The 18,512-nt window shown below is 36.5% G+C and carries 15 protein-coding genes; 13 read left to right on the forward strand and 2 right to left on the reverse strand.

Annotated features, from left to right (window positions below; translation table 11 throughout):
- Positions 1-14 precede the first annotated feature (14 nt).
- The 3 genes from recN to spo0A all read left to right on the forward strand — a co-directional run bounded on the left by recN (position 15) and on the right by spo0A (position 4,398).
- A complete protein-coding gene (gene recN, locus D9780_RS07470) occupies positions 15-1,736 on the forward strand; it encodes a DNA repair protein RecN (RefSeq protein ID WP_116277001.1) in 1,722 nt (573 codons plus the stop codon).
- 303 nt (positions 1,737-2,039) lie between these two features.
- Complete coding sequence (spoIVB, locus tag D9780_RS07475) at positions 2,040-3,236, forward strand: SpoIVB peptidase (protein ID WP_073004327.1); 1,197 nt, start codon at positions 2,040-2,042, stop codon at positions 3,234-3,236.
- A gap of 385 nt (positions 3,237-3,621) precedes the next feature.
- Complete coding sequence (gene spo0A, locus D9780_RS07480) at positions 3,622-4,398, forward strand: sporulation transcription factor Spo0A (RefSeq protein WP_073004325.1); 777 nt, start codon at positions 3,622-3,624, stop codon at positions 4,396-4,398.
- A 66-nt stretch (positions 4,399-4,464) separates the two neighbouring features.
- Here spo0A and D9780_RS07485 read toward each other — a convergent pair whose 3' ends face one another.
- Both D9780_RS07485 and D9780_RS07490 read right to left on the reverse strand, forming a co-directional pair.
- Positions 4,465-5,814, reverse strand: coding sequence for an aspartate kinase (locus D9780_RS07485; protein ID WP_121639755.1), 1,350 nt, complete (start codon positions 5,812-5,814; stop codon positions 4,465-4,467).
- Positions 5,815-5,970: 156 nt separating this feature from the next.
- Positions 5,971-6,222, reverse strand: a complete 252-nt coding sequence (locus D9780_RS07490; protein WP_073004322.1) for a DUF2627 domain-containing protein — start codon at positions 6,220-6,222, stop codon at positions 5,971-5,973.
- Positions 6,223-6,396: 174 nt separating this feature from the next.
- On the opposite strand from D9780_RS07490, the gene D9780_RS07495 reads away from it, so the two are divergent.
- The 10 genes from D9780_RS07495 to D9780_RS07540 all read left to right on the forward strand — a co-directional run bounded on the left by D9780_RS07495 (position 6,397) and on the right by D9780_RS07540 (position 18,416).
- Positions 6,397-8,463 carry a sigma 54-interacting transcriptional regulator gene (locus tag D9780_RS07495; protein WP_073004320.1) on the forward strand — a complete coding sequence of 689 codons (2,067 nt, stop codon included), beginning with the start codon at positions 6,397-6,399 and terminating at the stop codon, positions 8,461-8,463.
- A gap of 118 nt (positions 8,464-8,581) precedes the next feature.
- Complete coding sequence (gene yqiS / locus D9780_RS07500; protein WP_121639756.1) at positions 8,582-9,508, forward strand: phosphate butyryltransferase; 927 nt, start codon at positions 8,582-8,584, stop codon at positions 9,506-9,508.
- Entirely contained in the window at positions 9,508-10,602 is a 1,095-nt protein-coding gene (locus D9780_RS07505) for a Leu/Phe/Val dehydrogenase (RefSeq protein WP_073004316.1), read from the forward strand. The genes yqiS and D9780_RS07505 overlap by 1 nt, the downstream gene beginning before the upstream one ends.
- A gap of 88 nt (positions 10,603-10,690) precedes the next feature.
- On the forward strand, positions 10,691-11,779 hold the full coding sequence (gene buk / locus D9780_RS07510; RefSeq protein WP_084723497.1) for a butyrate kinase: 1,089 nt from the start codon (positions 10,691-10,693) through the stop codon (positions 11,777-11,779).
- A 14-nt stretch (positions 11,780-11,793) separates the two neighbouring features.
- On the forward strand, positions 11,794-13,215 hold the full coding sequence (gene lpdA / locus D9780_RS07515) for a dihydrolipoyl dehydrogenase (RefSeq protein WP_121639757.1): 1,422 nt from the start codon (positions 11,794-11,796) through the stop codon (positions 13,213-13,215).
- A gap of 24 nt (positions 13,216-13,239) precedes the next feature.
- A complete protein-coding gene (locus D9780_RS07520; protein ID WP_073004311.1) occupies positions 13,240-14,232 on the forward strand; it encodes a thiamine pyrophosphate-dependent dehydrogenase E1 component subunit alpha in 993 nt (330 codons plus the stop codon).
- A gap of 15 nt (positions 14,233-14,247) precedes the next feature.
- Positions 14,248-15,231 (forward strand): alpha-ketoacid dehydrogenase subunit beta, encoded by a 984-nt coding sequence (locus D9780_RS07525; protein WP_073004310.1) that lies wholly within the window; start codon positions 14,248-14,250, stop codon positions 15,229-15,231.
- A gap of 22 nt (positions 15,232-15,253) precedes the next feature.
- On the forward strand, positions 15,254-16,513 hold the full coding sequence (locus D9780_RS07530) for a dihydrolipoamide acetyltransferase family protein (RefSeq protein WP_121639758.1): 1,260 nt from the start codon (positions 15,254-15,256) through the stop codon (positions 16,511-16,513).
- Positions 16,514-16,862: 349 nt separating this feature from the next.
- Positions 16,863-17,294, forward strand: a complete 432-nt coding sequence (locus tag D9780_RS07535) for a BrxA/BrxB family bacilliredoxin (RefSeq protein ID WP_116277011.1) — start codon at positions 16,863-16,865, stop codon at positions 17,292-17,294.
- 144 nt (positions 17,295-17,438) lie between these two features.
- Positions 17,439-18,416, forward strand: coding sequence for an aromatic acid exporter family protein (locus D9780_RS07540; RefSeq protein WP_116277012.1), 978 nt, complete (start codon positions 17,439-17,441; stop codon positions 18,414-18,416).
- Positions 18,417-18,512: the final 96 nt, after the last annotated feature.

Here is an 18,512-nt window from a genome sequence, read left to right on the forward strand (position 1 = left end):
TGGGGAATTATGACGTGCTTACGGAATTGTCTATTCAGGATTTTGCGATAATCAACAAGCTTTCCGTTACTTTTAATGAAGGATTAACCGTTTTAACAGGTGAAACGGGAGCTGGTAAATCCATTATTATTGATGCGGTTCAATTGCTCGCTGGAGGTAGAGGTTCTGTTGAATTTGTCCGTCACGGTGCTAAAAAGGCAGATATTGAAGGTTTATTTACTTTGGACCATGAATCACACCCTGTATATACCATTTGTGAGCAGTATGGCATTGAAAGTGAAGACCAGCAACTTGTGCTTAGACGCACTATAACAGCAAATGGGAAAAGTATTTGTCGGGTTAATAGCAAATTAGTAACTTTAGCTGTCCTGCGTGAATTTGGAAGGACATTAATTGATATTCATAGTCAGCACGAAACACAGTCCCTTATGAATCCTGAGCATCATTTAGATTTGTTGGATTTATACCAGCCTGAATTAATTAATAAGGCGAAAAAAGAATACTTGAAATTATATGACCAATTATCTAAACTAAAAAATCGTTATCGTAAATTGAGTGAAAATGAACAAGAAACAGCTCAACGATTAGATTTGTTGCAATTCCAGTTGCGGGAATTGGAAGAAGCTCAATTACAACCTAATGAAGACGAGCAATTGGAAGAGGAAAAGAATACTTTAGTTAATTTTGAACGTATTTATTCATCCTTACAGCTTGCTTACAATTCTCTTTATGGCGAACAGAAAGGGCTTGATTGGGTAAATCAGGCGCAAATAGCATTGCAAGATAACAGTAATTATGACGCTTCTCTAGCACAAAAAGCAGAAGATATTGCAAATTATTACTATGGGTTAGAAGAATTGACCCATGACTTAGGAAATCAAATTGAAACGTTGCAATTTGACCCAGAACGCCTAAATGAAATTGAAGCTCGTTTAAATGAAATTAATCGTTTAAAAAGAAAATATGGTCCTACGGTTTCGGATATGTTGACTTATATGGCAAAGATAGAAGAAGAAGTAGAAGAAATAAGCAATAAAGATTCTCATATATCTAAACTCGAACAACAAATAAAAGAAAAAGCCAAGGATGCTTTTTTGGAAGCTCAAGAATTGCGTGATATCCGAAAAAAAGCGGCAAAAGCTTTGACGAAGGAAATTCATGAGGAATTAAAAGACCTTTACTTAGAAAAGACGGAATTTCAGGTTCAGTTTGCTGAGAATATAGAACCACAAGAAGAGCCAGAGAATCATTTGCATAAAAATGGAATGGATGATGTGACATTTTTGATTTCCACCAATCCAGGTGAACCTCCCAAACCTTTAAATAAAGTAGCTTCTGGAGGAGAATTGTCTCGGATTATGTTAAGTTTGAAGAAAATATTTGCTAAACATCAAGGTGTTACAAGTGTCATTTTTGATGAAGTAGATACTGGAGTAAGCGGTAGAGTGGCACAAGCGATTGCTGAAAAAATATATCACATCTCACAAAAGTCACAAGTTTTATGCATTACACATCTACCCCAAGTCGCAGCTATGGCTGATACACATAAATTAATTGAGAAAGAGGTAACAAATCAACGAACATCCACCACTGTTTATGAATTAAGCCAAAAAGCGCAAATTAATGAACTTGCTCGAATGATTACAGGTACAAAGCTTACAGAATCAGCGGTGAATCATGCTAGAGAGATGTTAGAAATGGTGATTCAATTTAAAGGAAAAGAGCATAATTTATAACAAAAAGCCAGAAAATAAACTATCTGGCTTTTTTCTTTTGGTAAAAATGACTTTGTAGTATAAGTAAAACGGTTGGCTTTCAAGAATCAATGCGCCAAATTAGATTGTATCGTTTAGTTATACTATGTGAAAAAGATAAAAAATTAGTTTTGTTTTCTTCAAAAGCAATATACATAACAAATAAAAAAGCTGTAGGTAATGTTAGGCAAGCTTGCTTATCTTTCACCAGTTTAAATCATCGACAAAAAGCTTAAATTAAAGGTACAGATAAAAGGTGGTTTGGGTATGAAAAGAGGAGAGTGAATGAACTTGCGAACAAAGCACAACAAAATATTACGTTTCGGTATATGCTTTTTGACAATGCTTGCCTTACTTGCGCTTCCTGTTATTACAAACCTATTTAAAGCGGAAAGTCAAATTACACAAGCAGCAACCACAGCAACTAGCATGAATCCAGAAGATACTTCTACACTTCATCAAATTATTGGCTTACCTATTCAACAAACAAAAGCACAATCAAGAGAAGAAATAAAAATTATACCCGGTGGACAATCCATTGGAGTTCAGTTACAAACAAAGGGTGTACTCGTTGTTGGTCATCATTTAGTAAAGGGAAAAACGGGCGGAGTTTCACCTGGGGAAAAAGCAGATATTCAAGTCGGCGATGTTATTTTAGAAATTGATGGCAAAGAAGTTAAAAAAATGAAAGATGTAAAACCGTTTGTAAAACAAGCCGGACAAACAAAAAATGCGTTGGATATAAAATTAAAACGAGGAAAGAAAACAATTTCTACCGAATTAGAGCCAGCTCTAGATGAAAAAGAAAATAATTATCAAATCGGATTATATATAAGAGACTCTGCTGCAGGAATAGGCACGATGACTTTTTATGATCCAAATTCAAAAAAATATGGAGCTTTAGGTCACGTCATTTCCGATATGGATACCCAAAAACCTATAGAAATTAATAATGGCTCTATCGTACGATCTTCTGTAACTTCCATTGAAAAAGGAAATAATGGTATACCAGGAGAAAAACAAGCCACTTTTTCAGCAACTGAAGATAAGATTGGATCTATTACAAAAAATACCGCATTTGGTATTTTTGGAAAGTTAAATCAAAATTTAGAGGAAATAAAAAAACCATTGCCTATAGCTCAACCTAACGAGGTGAAAGAAGGGCCTGCAAAAATTTTGACAGTACTTGCCGGGGAAGAGATAAAAGAGTACGAAGTCGAAGTTGTTAGCAGTGTTCCTCAGAAAAATGCAGCAACAAAAGGAATGGTCATTCAAATAAAAGATAAGGAATTGCTCAGCAAAACAGGTGGAATTGTACAAGGGATGAGTGGAAGTCCTATTATACAAAATGGCAAAATTATCGGGGCAGTCACTCACGTATTCGTAAATGACCCTACATCGGGGTATGGTGTTCACATTAAGTTTATGCTAGAGGAAGCTGGTATTAATACAGCTACTTCATCACCAAAAAAAGTAAGTTAAATGAAAGGCTTGGTTGGATTTTTTCCAAATCAAGTCTTTTTTACGATGCGAGAAAAGAAAATTGGACAAAGCCAAGAAATTGAAGTAATTGTGGTATACTTATTTAAGTGAAAAAATTTTCTCTAGGGCAGGCATCTATCGAATATAGTTGGTGCATGTTATTTAATTTATTGTTTCTATAGCGCTTTTTATTAAAACTGCAAATATAATTCGACAAACATCTGGGTTAATTTATCGAATGTAGTCGTTTATTAGAGAAATATTAAGCAAAATAAAGCAAATCTAAAAAAAACCAATGTTTGTTAAATAAAAAAAGGATAATTTACATTTATGTAGAATATGTAGAATAAAGAGAAGTAATGTACTACATAAAAGGAGGAGTTTTGTGGAAAAGATTGAAATTTGTTTAGTAGATGATAACCGGGAATTGATTAAGCTTATGGAAGATTATTTTGAAGAACAAGCTGACATTGAAGTTATTGGTACAGCGTTTAATGGAAGAGATTGCTTGACCATGCTGGATGATTTGGAACCAGATGTTTTAATTCTAGATATCATTATGCCACATGTGGATGGACTTGCTGTTCTGAACACACTACGTTCTTCGAAAGAGAATCCTCCACACGTCATTATGCTTACAGCTTTTGGGCAAGAAGAAGTGATGAAAAAAGCAGTAGATTTAGGTGCCGCTTATTTTATTTTGAAGCCTTTTGATTTAGATAATTTAGCTGAACAAATAAGACAAGTACAGGGCAGTTCCTCTTACTCTGCTGGTGTTTCAAAAGTTCAGCGAAAAGAAAGGAAAAAACAAGATTTAGAAGCAAGTATCACCAACATTATTCATGAAATAGGAGTTCCTGCGCATATTAAAGGTTACATGTATTTACGAGAAGCCATTACGATGGTATTTAATGATATTGAGCTGCTTGGTTCTATCACAAAGGTTTTATATCCAGATATAGCTAAGAAATACAATACTACTGCTTCACGTGTTGAACGTGCCATTCGTCATGCTATTGAAGTAGCGTGGAGTAGAGGGAATATTGACTCTATTTCTGCCTTATTTGGATATACAATCAGCATTTCGAAAGCAAAACCAACAAATTCAGAATTCATTGCGATGGTGGCTGACCATTTACGGTTAGAGCATAAAGCAAGTTAAAAATTTTCAAATAAAAACATATCCCTTATATTTTGGAGGGATATGTTTTTTTTGAATGAAAAGATCTTATTTGACAAAAAAAGCATTGTACAATGATTGAACAGCTTTTTCTAGATCGTCAGCTATAATGCCAAACATCATAGAAACTTCTGATGACCCCTGGTTAATCATCTCAATATTTACATTCGCACTAGAAATGGCGGACGTTGCTTTTTGAGCGACACCAATTGTACGCACAAGTCCTTCCCCCACAATCATAATCATAGCGAGATTACGATGAATAGAAATTAAATCAGGGCATAACTCCTTTTGAATACGTTCTAATACTTGCTTTTCTTTTTCTAGAGGTAAATGTTTTTCCCGAATAATAATCGATAAATCATCAATACCTGAAGGAGCATGTTCGAAGGAAATACTTTCCTCTTCTAATATAGAGAGGACTTTACGTCCAAAACCAATCTCTCTGTTCATCAAGTATTTACTAATATAAATACTGCAAAAACCAGTATCACTGGCAATGCCAACAACACATTTTTCGCTTGGTTTTTTCTCAGAAACAATGAATGTGCCAGTTGCTTGCGGATTATTTGTATTTTTAATGCATACTGGTATTTTTTCCCGATATGCAGGTATTAATGCTTCATCATGAAACACCGAAAATCCTGCATAAGACAATTCACGCATTTCTTTATACGTAAGTGTTGTTATTTTTTTAGGGTTGTCTACGATGGAAGGATTAACTGCGTAAACAGAGTCCACATCTGTATAATTTTCATATAGATCCGCTTTAACTCCGGCGGCTATAATGGATCCGGTAATATCAGAACCACCACGTGAAAATGTGATTAATTTTCCATCATTTGTATATCCAAAAAAACCAGGGATAACTGAAATACCTTTTGTAGAGCGTAATTTATATATCATCTCAAAACTTTCTGGCAATATTTTGCCATTACCCGGTTCATCACTGACCATTACACCAGCTTCGCGAGGGTTTACGTAACGTGCTTCTAAACCAATTGAAGTAAGGTACGCGCTAAGAATTTTAGCTGAACTATCCTCACCAATTGCTTTTAAAGCATCTAATTTTCTAATAGGTGCTTCCTCCATATGTAATAGCTTATTAATGGATTGTTTAATTTCGCCCACAATAGTGAAAGACAAGCTTAACTGTTCCACAATCTCAGTAAATCTTTTAATAATTGGATCAATAAATGGCTCTAAAGAAGCTTTCTGTTGGTTTGCTTTCCATAATTGAATAAACATGTCCGTCATTTTTTGGTCTGATTTATGTCGCTTACCTGGAGCAGAAACGACAATAAATTTCTTTTGGAGGTCCGTTTTTATAATGTTGGCAACTTTCTCTATTTGTTCTGCACTAGCTACAGAGCTTCCTCCAAATTTTGCAACTTTCACGTGTGAATTCCTCCCGCTAATTTTTTATTTTTCATCATATCATAAATTCTGTTTATTTTCACATTATAAAGAATAAAAATGAATGTACTTACTTTAAATTGACGGTAAAGTATGTAGATCGTAATGTTAAATGACTACAATTAAAAAAATGGAGACTTAGTCCCCATTTGCATAACAATTTCTTTTTTGTTGCTGATTTTTTTGTCGTTTTCGATCCCTGTGTATAATGAAACCGCCTATGAAAGCAAGTCCAGCCAAGAATAGTATAAGCCCAATAATGAACTGAATACTACTATGTAAAAATATCGGATAGAAAGTAGCAAATAATGTGTCTCTCATTAACTTAATGCCTATAGCAGCTATTAAACCTGGGATAAACAAAATAAGTATGGCTATGATTCGGATCATTAAAAATTCTCCTTCATTATTGTCAAATATAGTATAGCAAAAAAGGACAGAAAAAGGAATAAAGCAAAACACCACTTCAAGATTGGCTATAGAAATAAATGAAATACACATATTGCATTACTTTGCAGACTAACGTAAGATAAAAGTATGCAAAAAAATGCAAGGTGGGATGGAATGAAACGCGTTCTTATTGTTGGTGCTGGTAAAGGCGGGAGTGCAATATTAAAAATTCTCCATGCTACTCAAACTATGAAAGTTGTAGCTATCGTGGACACGAATTCGTCTGCTCCCGGTCTAGTAGCGGCAGAAAAATGGGACATTCCTATAGGGCGTTCGTGGAAAAATTGGATTGATGAAAATATTGATATTATCATTGAAGCAACTGGTAATGAATTTGTATTAGAAGCACTATTACAGCGACGTAATCGAAGGACAGTAATTATTCCAGGGACAGTTGCTTATATCATTTCTGAGCTATTTGATGAAAAACAAGAGCTGTTAGAAGAAATAGAACTACAAATGCTAAATCAAGAGTTGATATTAAACAATATACGTGATGGCATGATTGTCGTCGATACTAATGGGTTTATCACTTTTGTTAATAAAAGTGCAGAAAAGATTATTAACACCTCAAAGCAGAAACTACTTGAAGGAGAACATATAGAAAAAGTCATTTATCGTACACGTCTTACTGAAGTGTTAAAAAACCGTAGAAAGGAAATAAATCAAAAATTAACTTTAGAAAACGGGAAACAGATTATTGCAACAAGGATTCCAATTATACGGTCAGACAATAGTCTACTAGGTGCGTTTGCTGTTTTTAAAGATATTACGGAAGTCGTACATTTAGCAGAAGAAAACACCGACTTAAAAGAAATTAAAACGATGTTAGAAGCAATTATTCATTCTTCTGATGAGGCAATCAGTGTTGTAGACGAACAAGGTCTTGGGTTAATGATAAATCCTGCCTATACTAAAATCACTGGATTAGCTGCCTCTGACGTCATTGGCAAACCAGCAACTACGGATATTTCTGAGGGAGAGAGTGTACATATGAGGGTCTTACAAACAAGAAGACCCATAAGAGGAGTATTAATGAAAGTTGGCCCAAATAAAAAAGAAGTATATGTCAACGTTGCTCCTGTAATTGTAGATGGTAAATTAAAAGGCAGTGTCGGTGTACTTCACGACATTTCCGAAGTGCAGTCATTAACCAATGAACTAAAGCGTGCAAGACAGATTATACGTAATTTGGAAGCAAAGTATACATTTACGGATATTATTGGTACTTCTCCAGAAATGAAAATTGCTTTAGAGCAAGCGAAAGTAGGTGCTAGAACACCTGCTACTGTTTTACTTCGAGGCGAATCTGGTACTGGAAAAGAATTATTTGCTCACGCCATTCATAATGAAAGTGACCGTAAACACTATAAATTTATACGCGTTAATTGCGCCGCCATTGCTGAAACGATATTAGAAAGTGAGTTGTTCGGCTATGAAGAAGGAGCTTTTTCTGGTGCCAAAAGAGGCGGAAAAAAAGGTTTTTTTGAAGAAGCAAATAACGGGAGTATATTTTTAGATGAGATTGGTGAATTGTCTTTACACATGCAAGCAAAATTATTACGAGTGTTACAAGAAAATGAAATTGTACGTGTTGGAGGGACGACTCCAATTACGATTGATGTGCGTGTGATTGCAGCAACTAATGTAAATCTCGAAAAAGCAATTATGGCAAAAACGTTTCGCGAAGATTTATATTATCGATTGAACCGTTTACCTATATTTATTCCATCTTTAAAGGAGAGGCTTTCTGACCTTCCATTACTTGCGAAGCATATTATTACAAAAATTAATCAAGATTACGGACGAGACGTGCAACACATTTCTGAGCAAGCTATAACTCATTTAAATTATTATCATTGGCCAGGAAACATTCGTGAACTAGAAAATGTAATAGGAAGAGCCATGATTTATATGGGGATACAAGAAAAAGCAATTCAACAATCCCATCTGCCTCATTTAGAAAATCAGGAGAGGAAACCGAGTTTTTCACCAGTACTTCAAACAAGCTCTCCATCTTTACAACAAGCAATGGAAGAATATGAAAGAAATTATATTGCGCAAGTATATGAGCAAAATGATTATAATAAAACAAAAACGGCCAAGTCGTTGCAAATTTCAATCCGAAATCTTTACTATAAAATGGAAAAACATCAAATTGCAAAACCTGACCTGCAATAGTTTGCAGGTATGCGCAACAAATTGCAGGGGAGTAGTATTTAAGTGAAGCGCTTACAATGATTGTTCTTTTGGCATAGTATTTGCATAATAACTATGGCAGAGAAGATAGGAGGGAAATATGGGTGGTTTAGACCAACTAAAAATTGCAGCCAAAAAGAAAGAAGGAAATATTGTTTCCATTGCAAATGCTCAAGATGAAGGTATATTACAAGTTGTTAAAATAGCTCTTGAAGAAAACCTTTGCCAATTTTTGCTTGTTGGAAATGAAGAGAAAATAAAGGAAACAGCAAACCGAATAGGGCTCCATTTATCCAACTATAAAGAAAAAGTCTCTATTCAACATGCAACTGATTTAACTGCGATTGCACATTCAAGTGTTAAAGCAGTAAGCCAAAAGCAAGCAGATATATTAATGAAAGGAAACATCGCAACAAAAGATGTTTTGCAAGCAGTTCTTGATAAAGAGTATGGATTGCGAACTGGAAAAATTTTATCACACACTGCAGTCTTTGAAGTTCCAAATCAAGAAAAACTAGTGATATTAACAGATGCAGCAATGAATATTGCGCCCGATATGCAACAAAAAGTGACTATTGTTGAAAATGCAGTACAAGTTGCACAAAGTATTGGGATAGAGGTACCAAAAGTAGCTGCTCTAGCACCAGTAGAGAAAGTGAATCCTAGTATGCAGTCTACGATGGATGCTGCTATACTTACGCAAATGCAACGAAGGGGGCAAATAAAAAACTGTCTTATCGATGGACCTTTAGCATTTGATAATGCTGTATCAAAGCGAGCGGCAGTTCAAAAAGGTATTTCATCAGAAGTTGCAGGGGATGCAGATATTCTTCTCGCCCCTTCCATTGAAGTAGGCAATGCTTTATATAAATCATTTATTTATTATGCACAAGCAAAAGTAGCTGCTCTTATTTGCGGAGCTAAAGCACCGATTATTTTAACGTCACGAGCAGATACCGTTGAAAGCAAATTACATTCGCTATCATTAGCAATTATGACCACTAATTCAAATAGGAGGAGATCTTAATGGAACTATTTCGCTACATGGAACAAGATGATTATGAACAAGTCGTGTTTTGTCAAGATAAGAATTCTGGGTTGAAGGCAATTATTGTCATCCACGATACAACTTTAGGCCCTGCTTTAGGTGGAACGAGAATGTGGACCTATGAAACAGAAGAAGCTGCTCTTGAAGATGCGCTTCGTTTAGCTAAAGGAATGACTTATAAGAATGCTGCAGCTGGACTAAACTTAGGTGGTGGGAAAACGGTTATCATTGGTGACCCAAAACAAGATAAAAACCCTGAAATGTTTCGTGCTTTTGGTCGTTATATCCAAGGTTTGAATGGAAGATATATTACAGCAGAGGATGTAGGTACAACCGTGCAAGATATGGATACTATCCATATGGAAACCGATTTTGTGACGGGTATCTCCCCAGAATCAGGGTCTTCCGGAAACCCTTCTCCAGTAACTGGTTATGGCGTGTATAAAGGCATGAAAGCTGCCGCTAAAGAAGCATTTGGGGATGATTCTTTAATAGGAAAAACAGTTGCAGTTCAAGGTATAGGTAATGTTGCTTATGCTCTTTGTGAACATTTACATAAAGAAGGAGCTAATTTAGTAGTAACAGATATCAATGAACAAGCTGTACAAAGAGCAGTAGAAGCTTTCCATGCAAAAGCAGTTAAACCGGATGCAATTTATGATGTGGATTGTGATATTTATGCACCTTGTGCACTTGGAGCAACGATAAATGATGACACGATTCCAAGAATAAAAGCAAAAGTTATTGCTGGATCAGCTAATAATCAATTGAAAGAGTCGCGACATGGTGATATGATTCACAAGCAAGGGATTGTTTACGCACCTGACTATGTCATTAACTCTGGTGGGGTTATTAATGTTGCTGATGAGTTACAAGGATATAATTACGATCGGGCTATGAAGAAGGTTGAAACTATATATGACAGCTTGGTAAAAGTATTTGCCATCGCTAGACGAGATAATATACCTACTTACTTAGCTGCAAATCGAATGGCGGAAGAAAGAATTAAATCTGAATATCGTTCTAGGAGTCAATTTTTGTTAAATGGTCATCATATTTTAAGTAGAAGATAAATAGAAGCCATTCGTGTTTGCTTTTGCACGAATGGCTACAAAGTAAAAAAGCTATTTGCAAACCACAAATTGTGGAGGGGGATATGTATTGCAAGAAATCTTTAGAACACTTGTTATCAATCCAGGTTCTACATCAACGAAGATAGGTGTGTTTGATAATGAGGGATGCGTTTTTGAAACAACTATTCGCCATTCTGTTGATGAATTACAGGGTTTTATATCTATTAGCGAACAAAAATCCTTTCGTAAAAATGTAATATTAGAACAACTCGATTATGAAGGGATTAGTGTTTCTAAATTGGATGCTGTTTGTGCAAGAGGTGGATTAATTCGACCAATTGCAGGTGGAACATATGAAGTAAATGGAGCGATGATTATTGATCTAGAAAGAGGGTACAACGGGCATCATGCCTCCAATTTAGGTGGTATCATTGCAAATGAAATTGCTTCTTCCCTTCATATACCAGCATATATTGTAGATCCCGTCGTAGTAGACGAACTTGCTGAAATAGCCCGTTTTTCTGGTATACCTGAACTTCCTAGAAAAAGTATTTTTCACGCACTGAATCAAAAAGCCGTTGCTAGACGAGTAGCTAAACAAGTTGGCGGGGTATACGAGGAAATGAATTTTATTGTAACACATATGGGTGGAGGTATTACGGTAGGTGCCCATCATCTTGGGAAAGTAATTGATGTTAATAATGGTTTACATGGAGAAGGACCTTTTTCTCCAGAGAGAGCAGGGACTGTTCCTGTTGGTGACTTAGTATCAATGTGCTTTTCAGGCCAATATTACTTAGAAGAAATCATGCGTAAAATTGTTGGTAACGGCGGATTAATGGGCTATTTACTGACAAGTGATGCAATGGAAGTTGAACGACGAATTTCTCAAGGGGATTCGTATGCTCAAAAAGTATATGAAGCAATGGCTTATCAAGTCGCTAAAGAAATTGCTGCTTTAAGTGCTGTATTAAAAGGGGATGTAGATGCCATTGTATTAACTGGTGGCCTTGCTCATGGTAAAACCTTTACAGATATGATTGTGGAACGTGTAGACTGGATAGCCGATACAATTGTTTATCCTGGTGAAGACGAATTACAGGCATTAAACGAAGGGGCGTTGCGTGTTTTACGTGGAGAAGAACAAGCAAAGATTTATGATGATAAGACTGGATAAAAGGAGTGAATGAATTGGCAACAGAATATGATTTAGTTGTACTTGGAGGAGGAACTGGCGGTTATGTAGCAGCTATTCGCGCCTCCCAACTTGGAATGAAAGTAGCTGTTGTAGAAAAGCGAGAACTAGGAGGCACTTGCTTACATCGTGGTTGTATTCCTTCAAAATCATTTTTACGAAGTGCTGAAGTATATAGACAAACCAAACAGGCCGCTTTGTATGGAATAGAAACGGAAGCAACTACATTGAAATTTCCTTTAGTACAGGAACGAAAACAAAAAATTGTTGACCAGTTGCATCAAGGTGTCAAGGGATTAATGAAGAAAGGGAAAATTGATACGTATTATGGGCATGGTCGTATTTTAGGACCAAGTATTTTTTCCCCGATGGCTGGAACGATATCGATTGAACATGGAGACGGGCAAGAGAATACCATGCTAATTCCTAAAAATGTGTTAGTAGCTACAGGTTCGGAACCGAAAACTTTACCGGGGTTAGAAGTAGACCAGTCGTTTGTAATGACTTCGGATGAAGCGTTGAATTTAACAGAATTACCAAATTCGATCCTTATTGTTGGCGGAGGCGTAATTGGTATTGAATGGGCATCGATGTTGGCGGATTTTGATGTAAATGTTACTGTTATTGAATACGCGAAGCAAATATTACCTACAGAAGATGAAGCAGTTGCTAAAGAAGTACAAAAATTATTAAAGAAAAAAGGCGTAACCTTTGTAACAGAAGCAAAAGTATTGGCAGATACCGTTGATAAAGGAGAGCTAGTTCGTTTAGAAGCTGAAATTAATGGGGAAAAGCAGTCATTTCAAGCAGAGAAAATACTTGTTTCTGTTGGTCGTAAAGCGAATATAACAAATATTGGTTTGGAAAATACCGATATTGTTGTGGACGAAGATGTTATTCAAACAAATGCATTTTATCAAACGAAAGAATCGCATATATATGCAATTGGTGACGTAATTGGTGGCATGCAATTAGCTCATGTTGCTTCACATGAAGGAATTGTTGCTGTAGAACATATGGCAGGCCAATCGCCATTGCCAATTAACTATTTGCAAGTTCCTACTTGTATTTACTCCAATCCTGAAGTAGCTCGTGTTGGCTTAACAGAGCAACAAGCAATAGAAAAAGGGTATGACGTGAAGGTTGGTACGTTTCCTTTTCAGGCAGTTGGTAAAGCGCTCGTTTACGGAGAAACAGATGGATTTGTAAAAATAGTTGCTGATAAACAAAATGATGATTTATTAGGAGTTCATATGGTTGGCCCACATGTAACCGATATGATTTCTGAAGCGGGGTTAGCTAAAGTGCTGGATGCTACTCCTTGGGAAATTGCTCATGCTATTCATCCACACCCTACTTTGTCGGAAGTTATTGGTGAGGCTGCGCTTGCGGTAGATGGAAAACAAATACACGGATAAGGATTTTAAAGGAGGGGACGTTGTATGTCAAAAAAAGACTATAAAGCTTTAGGGCTTACTGAAGAGCAAGTTTTAGATATTTATCGCACCATGTTGCTTGCTCGAAAAATAGATGAAAGAATGTGGTTACTTAATCGCGCTGGGAAAATTCCTTTTGTTATTTCATGTCAAGGACAGGAGGCAGCCCAAGTTGGAGCCGCTTTTGCCTTAAACCGGGAAAAAGATTATGTGGCTCCATATTATCGAGACATGGGAGTGGTGTTGGCGTTTGGTATGACAACAACGGATTTAATGCTATCTGGTTTTGCTAAAGCAGAAGATCCAAATTCTGGTGGAAGACAAATGCCTGGGCATTTTGGTCAAAAGAAAAATCGTATACTAACGGGTTCTTCACCTGTGACGACACAACTTCCACATGCGGTTGGCGTTGCGCTTGCTGCAAAAATGAAGCATGACCCCATTGTTTCGTTTGTAACATTAGGAGAAGGTTCATCCAACCAAGGTGACTTCCATGAAGGGTTAAATTTTGCAGGTGTACATAAGCTTCCTGTTATTACAATGGTAGAAAATAATAAATATGCCATCTCCGTCCCACTGGAAAAGCAAATTGCGAGTAAAACCGTAGCTGAACGAGCACAATCATACGGAATGCCGGGAGTTACTGTGGATGGGAATGATCCTTTAGCAGTTTATGATGCTGTCAAACAAGCGCATGAACGTGCGTTGAAGGGAGAAGGACCAACATTAATAGAAGCTGTTTCTTATCGGTTAACTGCTCACTCTAGTGATGATGATGATCGACTATATCGAGGAAGTGATGAAGTAGAGGAAGCAAAGAAAAAAGATGCGATTATTACATTTGCGAAGTATTTAAAGGATGTTGGCGTATTAACAGACGAAGTCGAGAAAGAAATGAATGAAGTCATTCAACAAGAAGTAAATGATGCTACAGATTACGCAGAAAATGCTGCTTACGCAAAACCAGAAGAAGCATTAAAATTTGTATATGAGGAGTAAGGAGGGGGAAATACAATGCCAGTAATGTCCTACATTCAAGCAATAACCACTGCTTTACGAGAAGAAATGCAACGAGATGAAAACGTGTTTGTCTTAGGAGAAGATGTTGGAAAAAAAGGCGGAGTTTTTCGTGCCACGGATGGACTGTATGAAACGTTTGGAGAGGCTCGAGTTTTAGATACGCCACTCGCAGAATCAGCTATTGCTGGAGTTGGCATAGGAGCAGCGATGTATGGCATGCGCCCTGTAGCAGAAATGCAGTTTGCAGACTTCATTATGCCAGCAGTAAATCAAATTATTTCTGAAGCAGCTAAAATACGCTATCGCTCTAATAATGATTGGCATGCGCCAATAACGATTCGCGCTCCGTATGGTGGTGGAGTCCATGGCGCTTTATATCACTCCCAATCCGTAGAGGCGGTATTTGCTAATCAACCAGGCTTGAAAATTGTTATGCCATCCACACCTTATGATGTGAAAGGATTACTTAAAGCAGCAATACGCGATAATGACCCAGTGCTCTTTTTTGAACATAAACGCGCATACCGCTTATTAAAAGAAGAGGTACCAGAAGATGATTATGTACTTCCTATTGGAAAAGCAGATATTAAGAAGGAGGGATCTGACATTACCGTCATTACATACGGTCTTTGTGTCCATTTTGCTTTACAAGCAGCAGAAAAATTAGCAGAAGATGGAATTAGTGCACATGTGTTAGATTTACGAACCGTATATCCTTTGGATCAAGCGGCTATTATTGAAGCTGCAAAGAAAACTGGTAAAGTACTATTAATTACTGAAGACAATAAAGAAGGCAGTATTATTGGTGAAGTTGCAGCGATCATTGCCGAAAATTGTTTATTTGATTTAGATGCTCCTGTACAACGGCTAGCAGGTCCTGACGTTCCATCCATGCCATATGCACCGACGATGGAAAAGTTCTTTATGATTAATCCTGATAAAGTAGAAAAAGCCATGCGTGAATTAGCGGAATTTTAAATAGCTGATAGGAGGATAAATAATGGCAATAGAAAAAATCAATATGCCCCAGTTAGGTGAGAGTGTAACGGAAGGCACCATCAGTTCTTGGCTCGTACAGGTTGGAGATGAAGTAAACAAATATGACCCGATTGCCGAGGTTCTAACAGATAAAGTAAATGCTGAAGTACCATCTTCTTATAGTGGGAAGATTAAAGAAATTGTTGCTCAAGAAGGCGACACAATTGAAGTTGGAGAACTAATGTGTTATATCGACACTGTTGATGAGCCAGGTTCAAAACAGGAACAGCGTAGTAGTTCATCTACTGAAGCTGTTGAACATAAAGAAGCGGAAGCTAGTTCAGATCAATCTATGAAAAAACGCTATTCTCCTGCTGTGCTACGTTTAGCTCAAGAACACGATATTGATTTGGAACAAGTGACAGGTTCAGGGAAAGCAGGAAGAATCACTAGAAAAGATGTGGAGAAGATTATTGCGTCTGGTAAAATTCCTGAACCAAGTAAAGTTGCATTTCAAACGGAAGAGCAAGTGTCACCACAGGAAGTTAAACCATTGAATAAATCGGTATCTGGAACTTATCCTGGCGATGTAGAAATTCCTGTTAGTGGAGTACGCAAAGCAATTGCACAAAATATGGTACGTTCTACACAAGAAATTCCGCATGCTTGGATGACGGTGGAAGTAGATGTGACGGATTTAGTAACCTACAGAAACAAGGTTAAAGACACGTTTAAAACAAGAGAAGGTTATGGACTAACTTTTTTCGCCTTTTTTGTCAAAGCTGTAGCTCAAGCTTTAAAAGAATTCCCGCAATTAAATAGTACGTGGGCGGAAGATAAGATTATTCAACGTAAGGATGTTAATATTTCGATCGCCGTAGCAAAAGATCAAGAATTGTTTGTTCCAGTGATCCATCATGCTGATGATAAAAGCGTTAAAGGCATTGCAAAGCAAATTCACGAATTAGCTGTTAAGGCGCGAACGGGAAAATTAACTCCTGATGATATGAAAGGTGGAACTTTTACTGTTAATAATACGGGATCATTTGGCTCCATTCATTCTATGGGGGTAATTAACCATCCACAAGCAGCTATTTTACAAGTGGAGTCCATAGTGAAACGTCCAGTCATTGTTAATGATATGTTTGCTGCTAGAAACATGGTGAATTTATCTTTATCTCTGGATCACAGGATATTAGATGGATTGATTTGCGGTCAATTTTTAGCTCGAGTAAAAGCTATTTTAGAACAAATGAACGAACATACTATAAATGTCTATTAGATAAACATTTTAAAAGCCTGTAGAAGGCATTTCGTATAGTTCTACTTTAATCATTGGGGACTTTGGTCCCTCAATGAAGTTATTCATCCAGGTAGGCCTAAGACCTCTTACTGAAAAAGGGAATGAGATGTTGTTGTCTCCCACTTTATTGTTCGGCTCTCATCTTACTCAAGTAGGAATCTCATGATATGCGGGATAAAGCAATATTTAACTGTATGTAACAGGATACCAATTATAACTATAGCTTGGTATAGCATGCGTTCAAATGTATTTTATTGAAATATTCCTTTAATGCTGTTATTCTAACAACAAGGTTACGTATCATTATAATAAGGGGTTTGATTTGGTAATGGATTTTAATATATTTATGAATGATGTTGTAAATGCTGCAAGAGAAGATATAAGAGAAGCAGGATATGAAGAGCTCACGACACCTGAGGCTGTTGATGAGGCGTTATCTCGAAAAGGAACAACCCTCGTTATGGTTAATTCCGTATGCGGTTGTGCAGGTGGTATTGCTAGGCCTGCCGCTGCAAATGCAGTTCATTATGATAAACGACCTGACCATTTAGTAACCGTATTTGCAGGTCAGGATAAAGAAGCTACGGAAAGGGCAAGAACATATTTTGAAGGATACCCACCATCTTCACCTTCCTTTGCGTTCCTTAAAGATGGGAAAATAGTCACGATGTTGGAGCGTCATGATATTGAAGGACATAATGCTATTGATGTAATTAGCAACTTGCAACAAATTTTCGAACAACATTGTGAAGAAGTTTAAACGAATTTATGAAAAAGAGGGCTGTCGCTATATTATAGGTCAGCCCATTTTTTCGTATCCTTCAAAATAGTTTCGTTCTTGTTCTTTCTTTAATGAAGTAAAACTCTTACGTAGATAGGAATTAATTTTAAAGGAGAATGACGTTTGAAGATTGGGTATCGAACAATCAAAACAGCAATCGGAACTCCAATTGCTATATGGGTTGCACAATTATTAGGTGTAACAAACTTTGTTTCCGCTGGTATTTTAACCATTTTATGTATTCAACCATCAAGAAAACAATCCTTTTTAAGTGCATGGAACAGATTCTTGGCTTGTATCATTGCATCTGTTTTTTCCATCATTTTCTTTTATTTTATTGGTTATCACCCATTAGTTCTTGGGCTATTGTTATTGGTTTTTATTCCGGTAACTGTGATTTTTAATATTACGCAAGGTATAGCTACCAGCTCCGTTATCATTTTAAATTTATATGGAGCAAATTATTTAGATATAAGCTTTCTAGTGGATCAATTTCTATTAATTGTTATTGGAATTGGAACTGGGCTCGTAATGAATCTATATATGCCAAGTTTAGACCGGAAATTAAAAGAGAAACAACAAGACTTAGAGGAAAATTTTCAATTTGTTTTATACGAAATTGCTCTCTATGTACGTAATAAAAATATTGATTGGGATGGAAAAGAAATTAAGAGAATCGGAGAAATTTTGGACGAGACAAATGATTTAGTCGAACGGGATAAGGAAAACCATCTATTACGAAGCAAACATATTTATCGAGACTATTTCAAAATGCGCACACGTCAATTTGAATTATTACAAAGGATGCTACCATTAGTTACAAAGCTACCAAAAAAGGACACCATTTCGGAAAAGATAGCTGATTTTTTTGAGGATCTGTCAAAGGCTGTTCATCCTGGAAACACAGCCATTATCTATCTAGAACGATTAGAAAATCTACGTAAAGAGTTTGATGAGGAAGAACTTCCTTGTTCCAAAGAGGAATTCGAGACAAGGGCAAACCTCTTTCGTTTGTTGCATGATATTGAAGATTACTTAATTGTGAAGATGAAATATAAAGAAAGTGATGTTGTTAAAAAAAAGAAGCAACTGGAAACGTAAGTTTAATAGCAGCAAGCGTTATAACATCGTTTCAATTTTCTAATCTTAATATCTTACAGAAAGCATTAACGAATGTTCATACTTAATGGCTAAACG

The sequence above is a fragment of the Virgibacillus sp. Bac330 genome (assembly GCF_003667845.1).
Taxonomy (GTDB): Bacteria; Bacillota; Bacilli; order Bacillales; family Amphibacillaceae; genus Virgibacillus; species Virgibacillus chiguensis.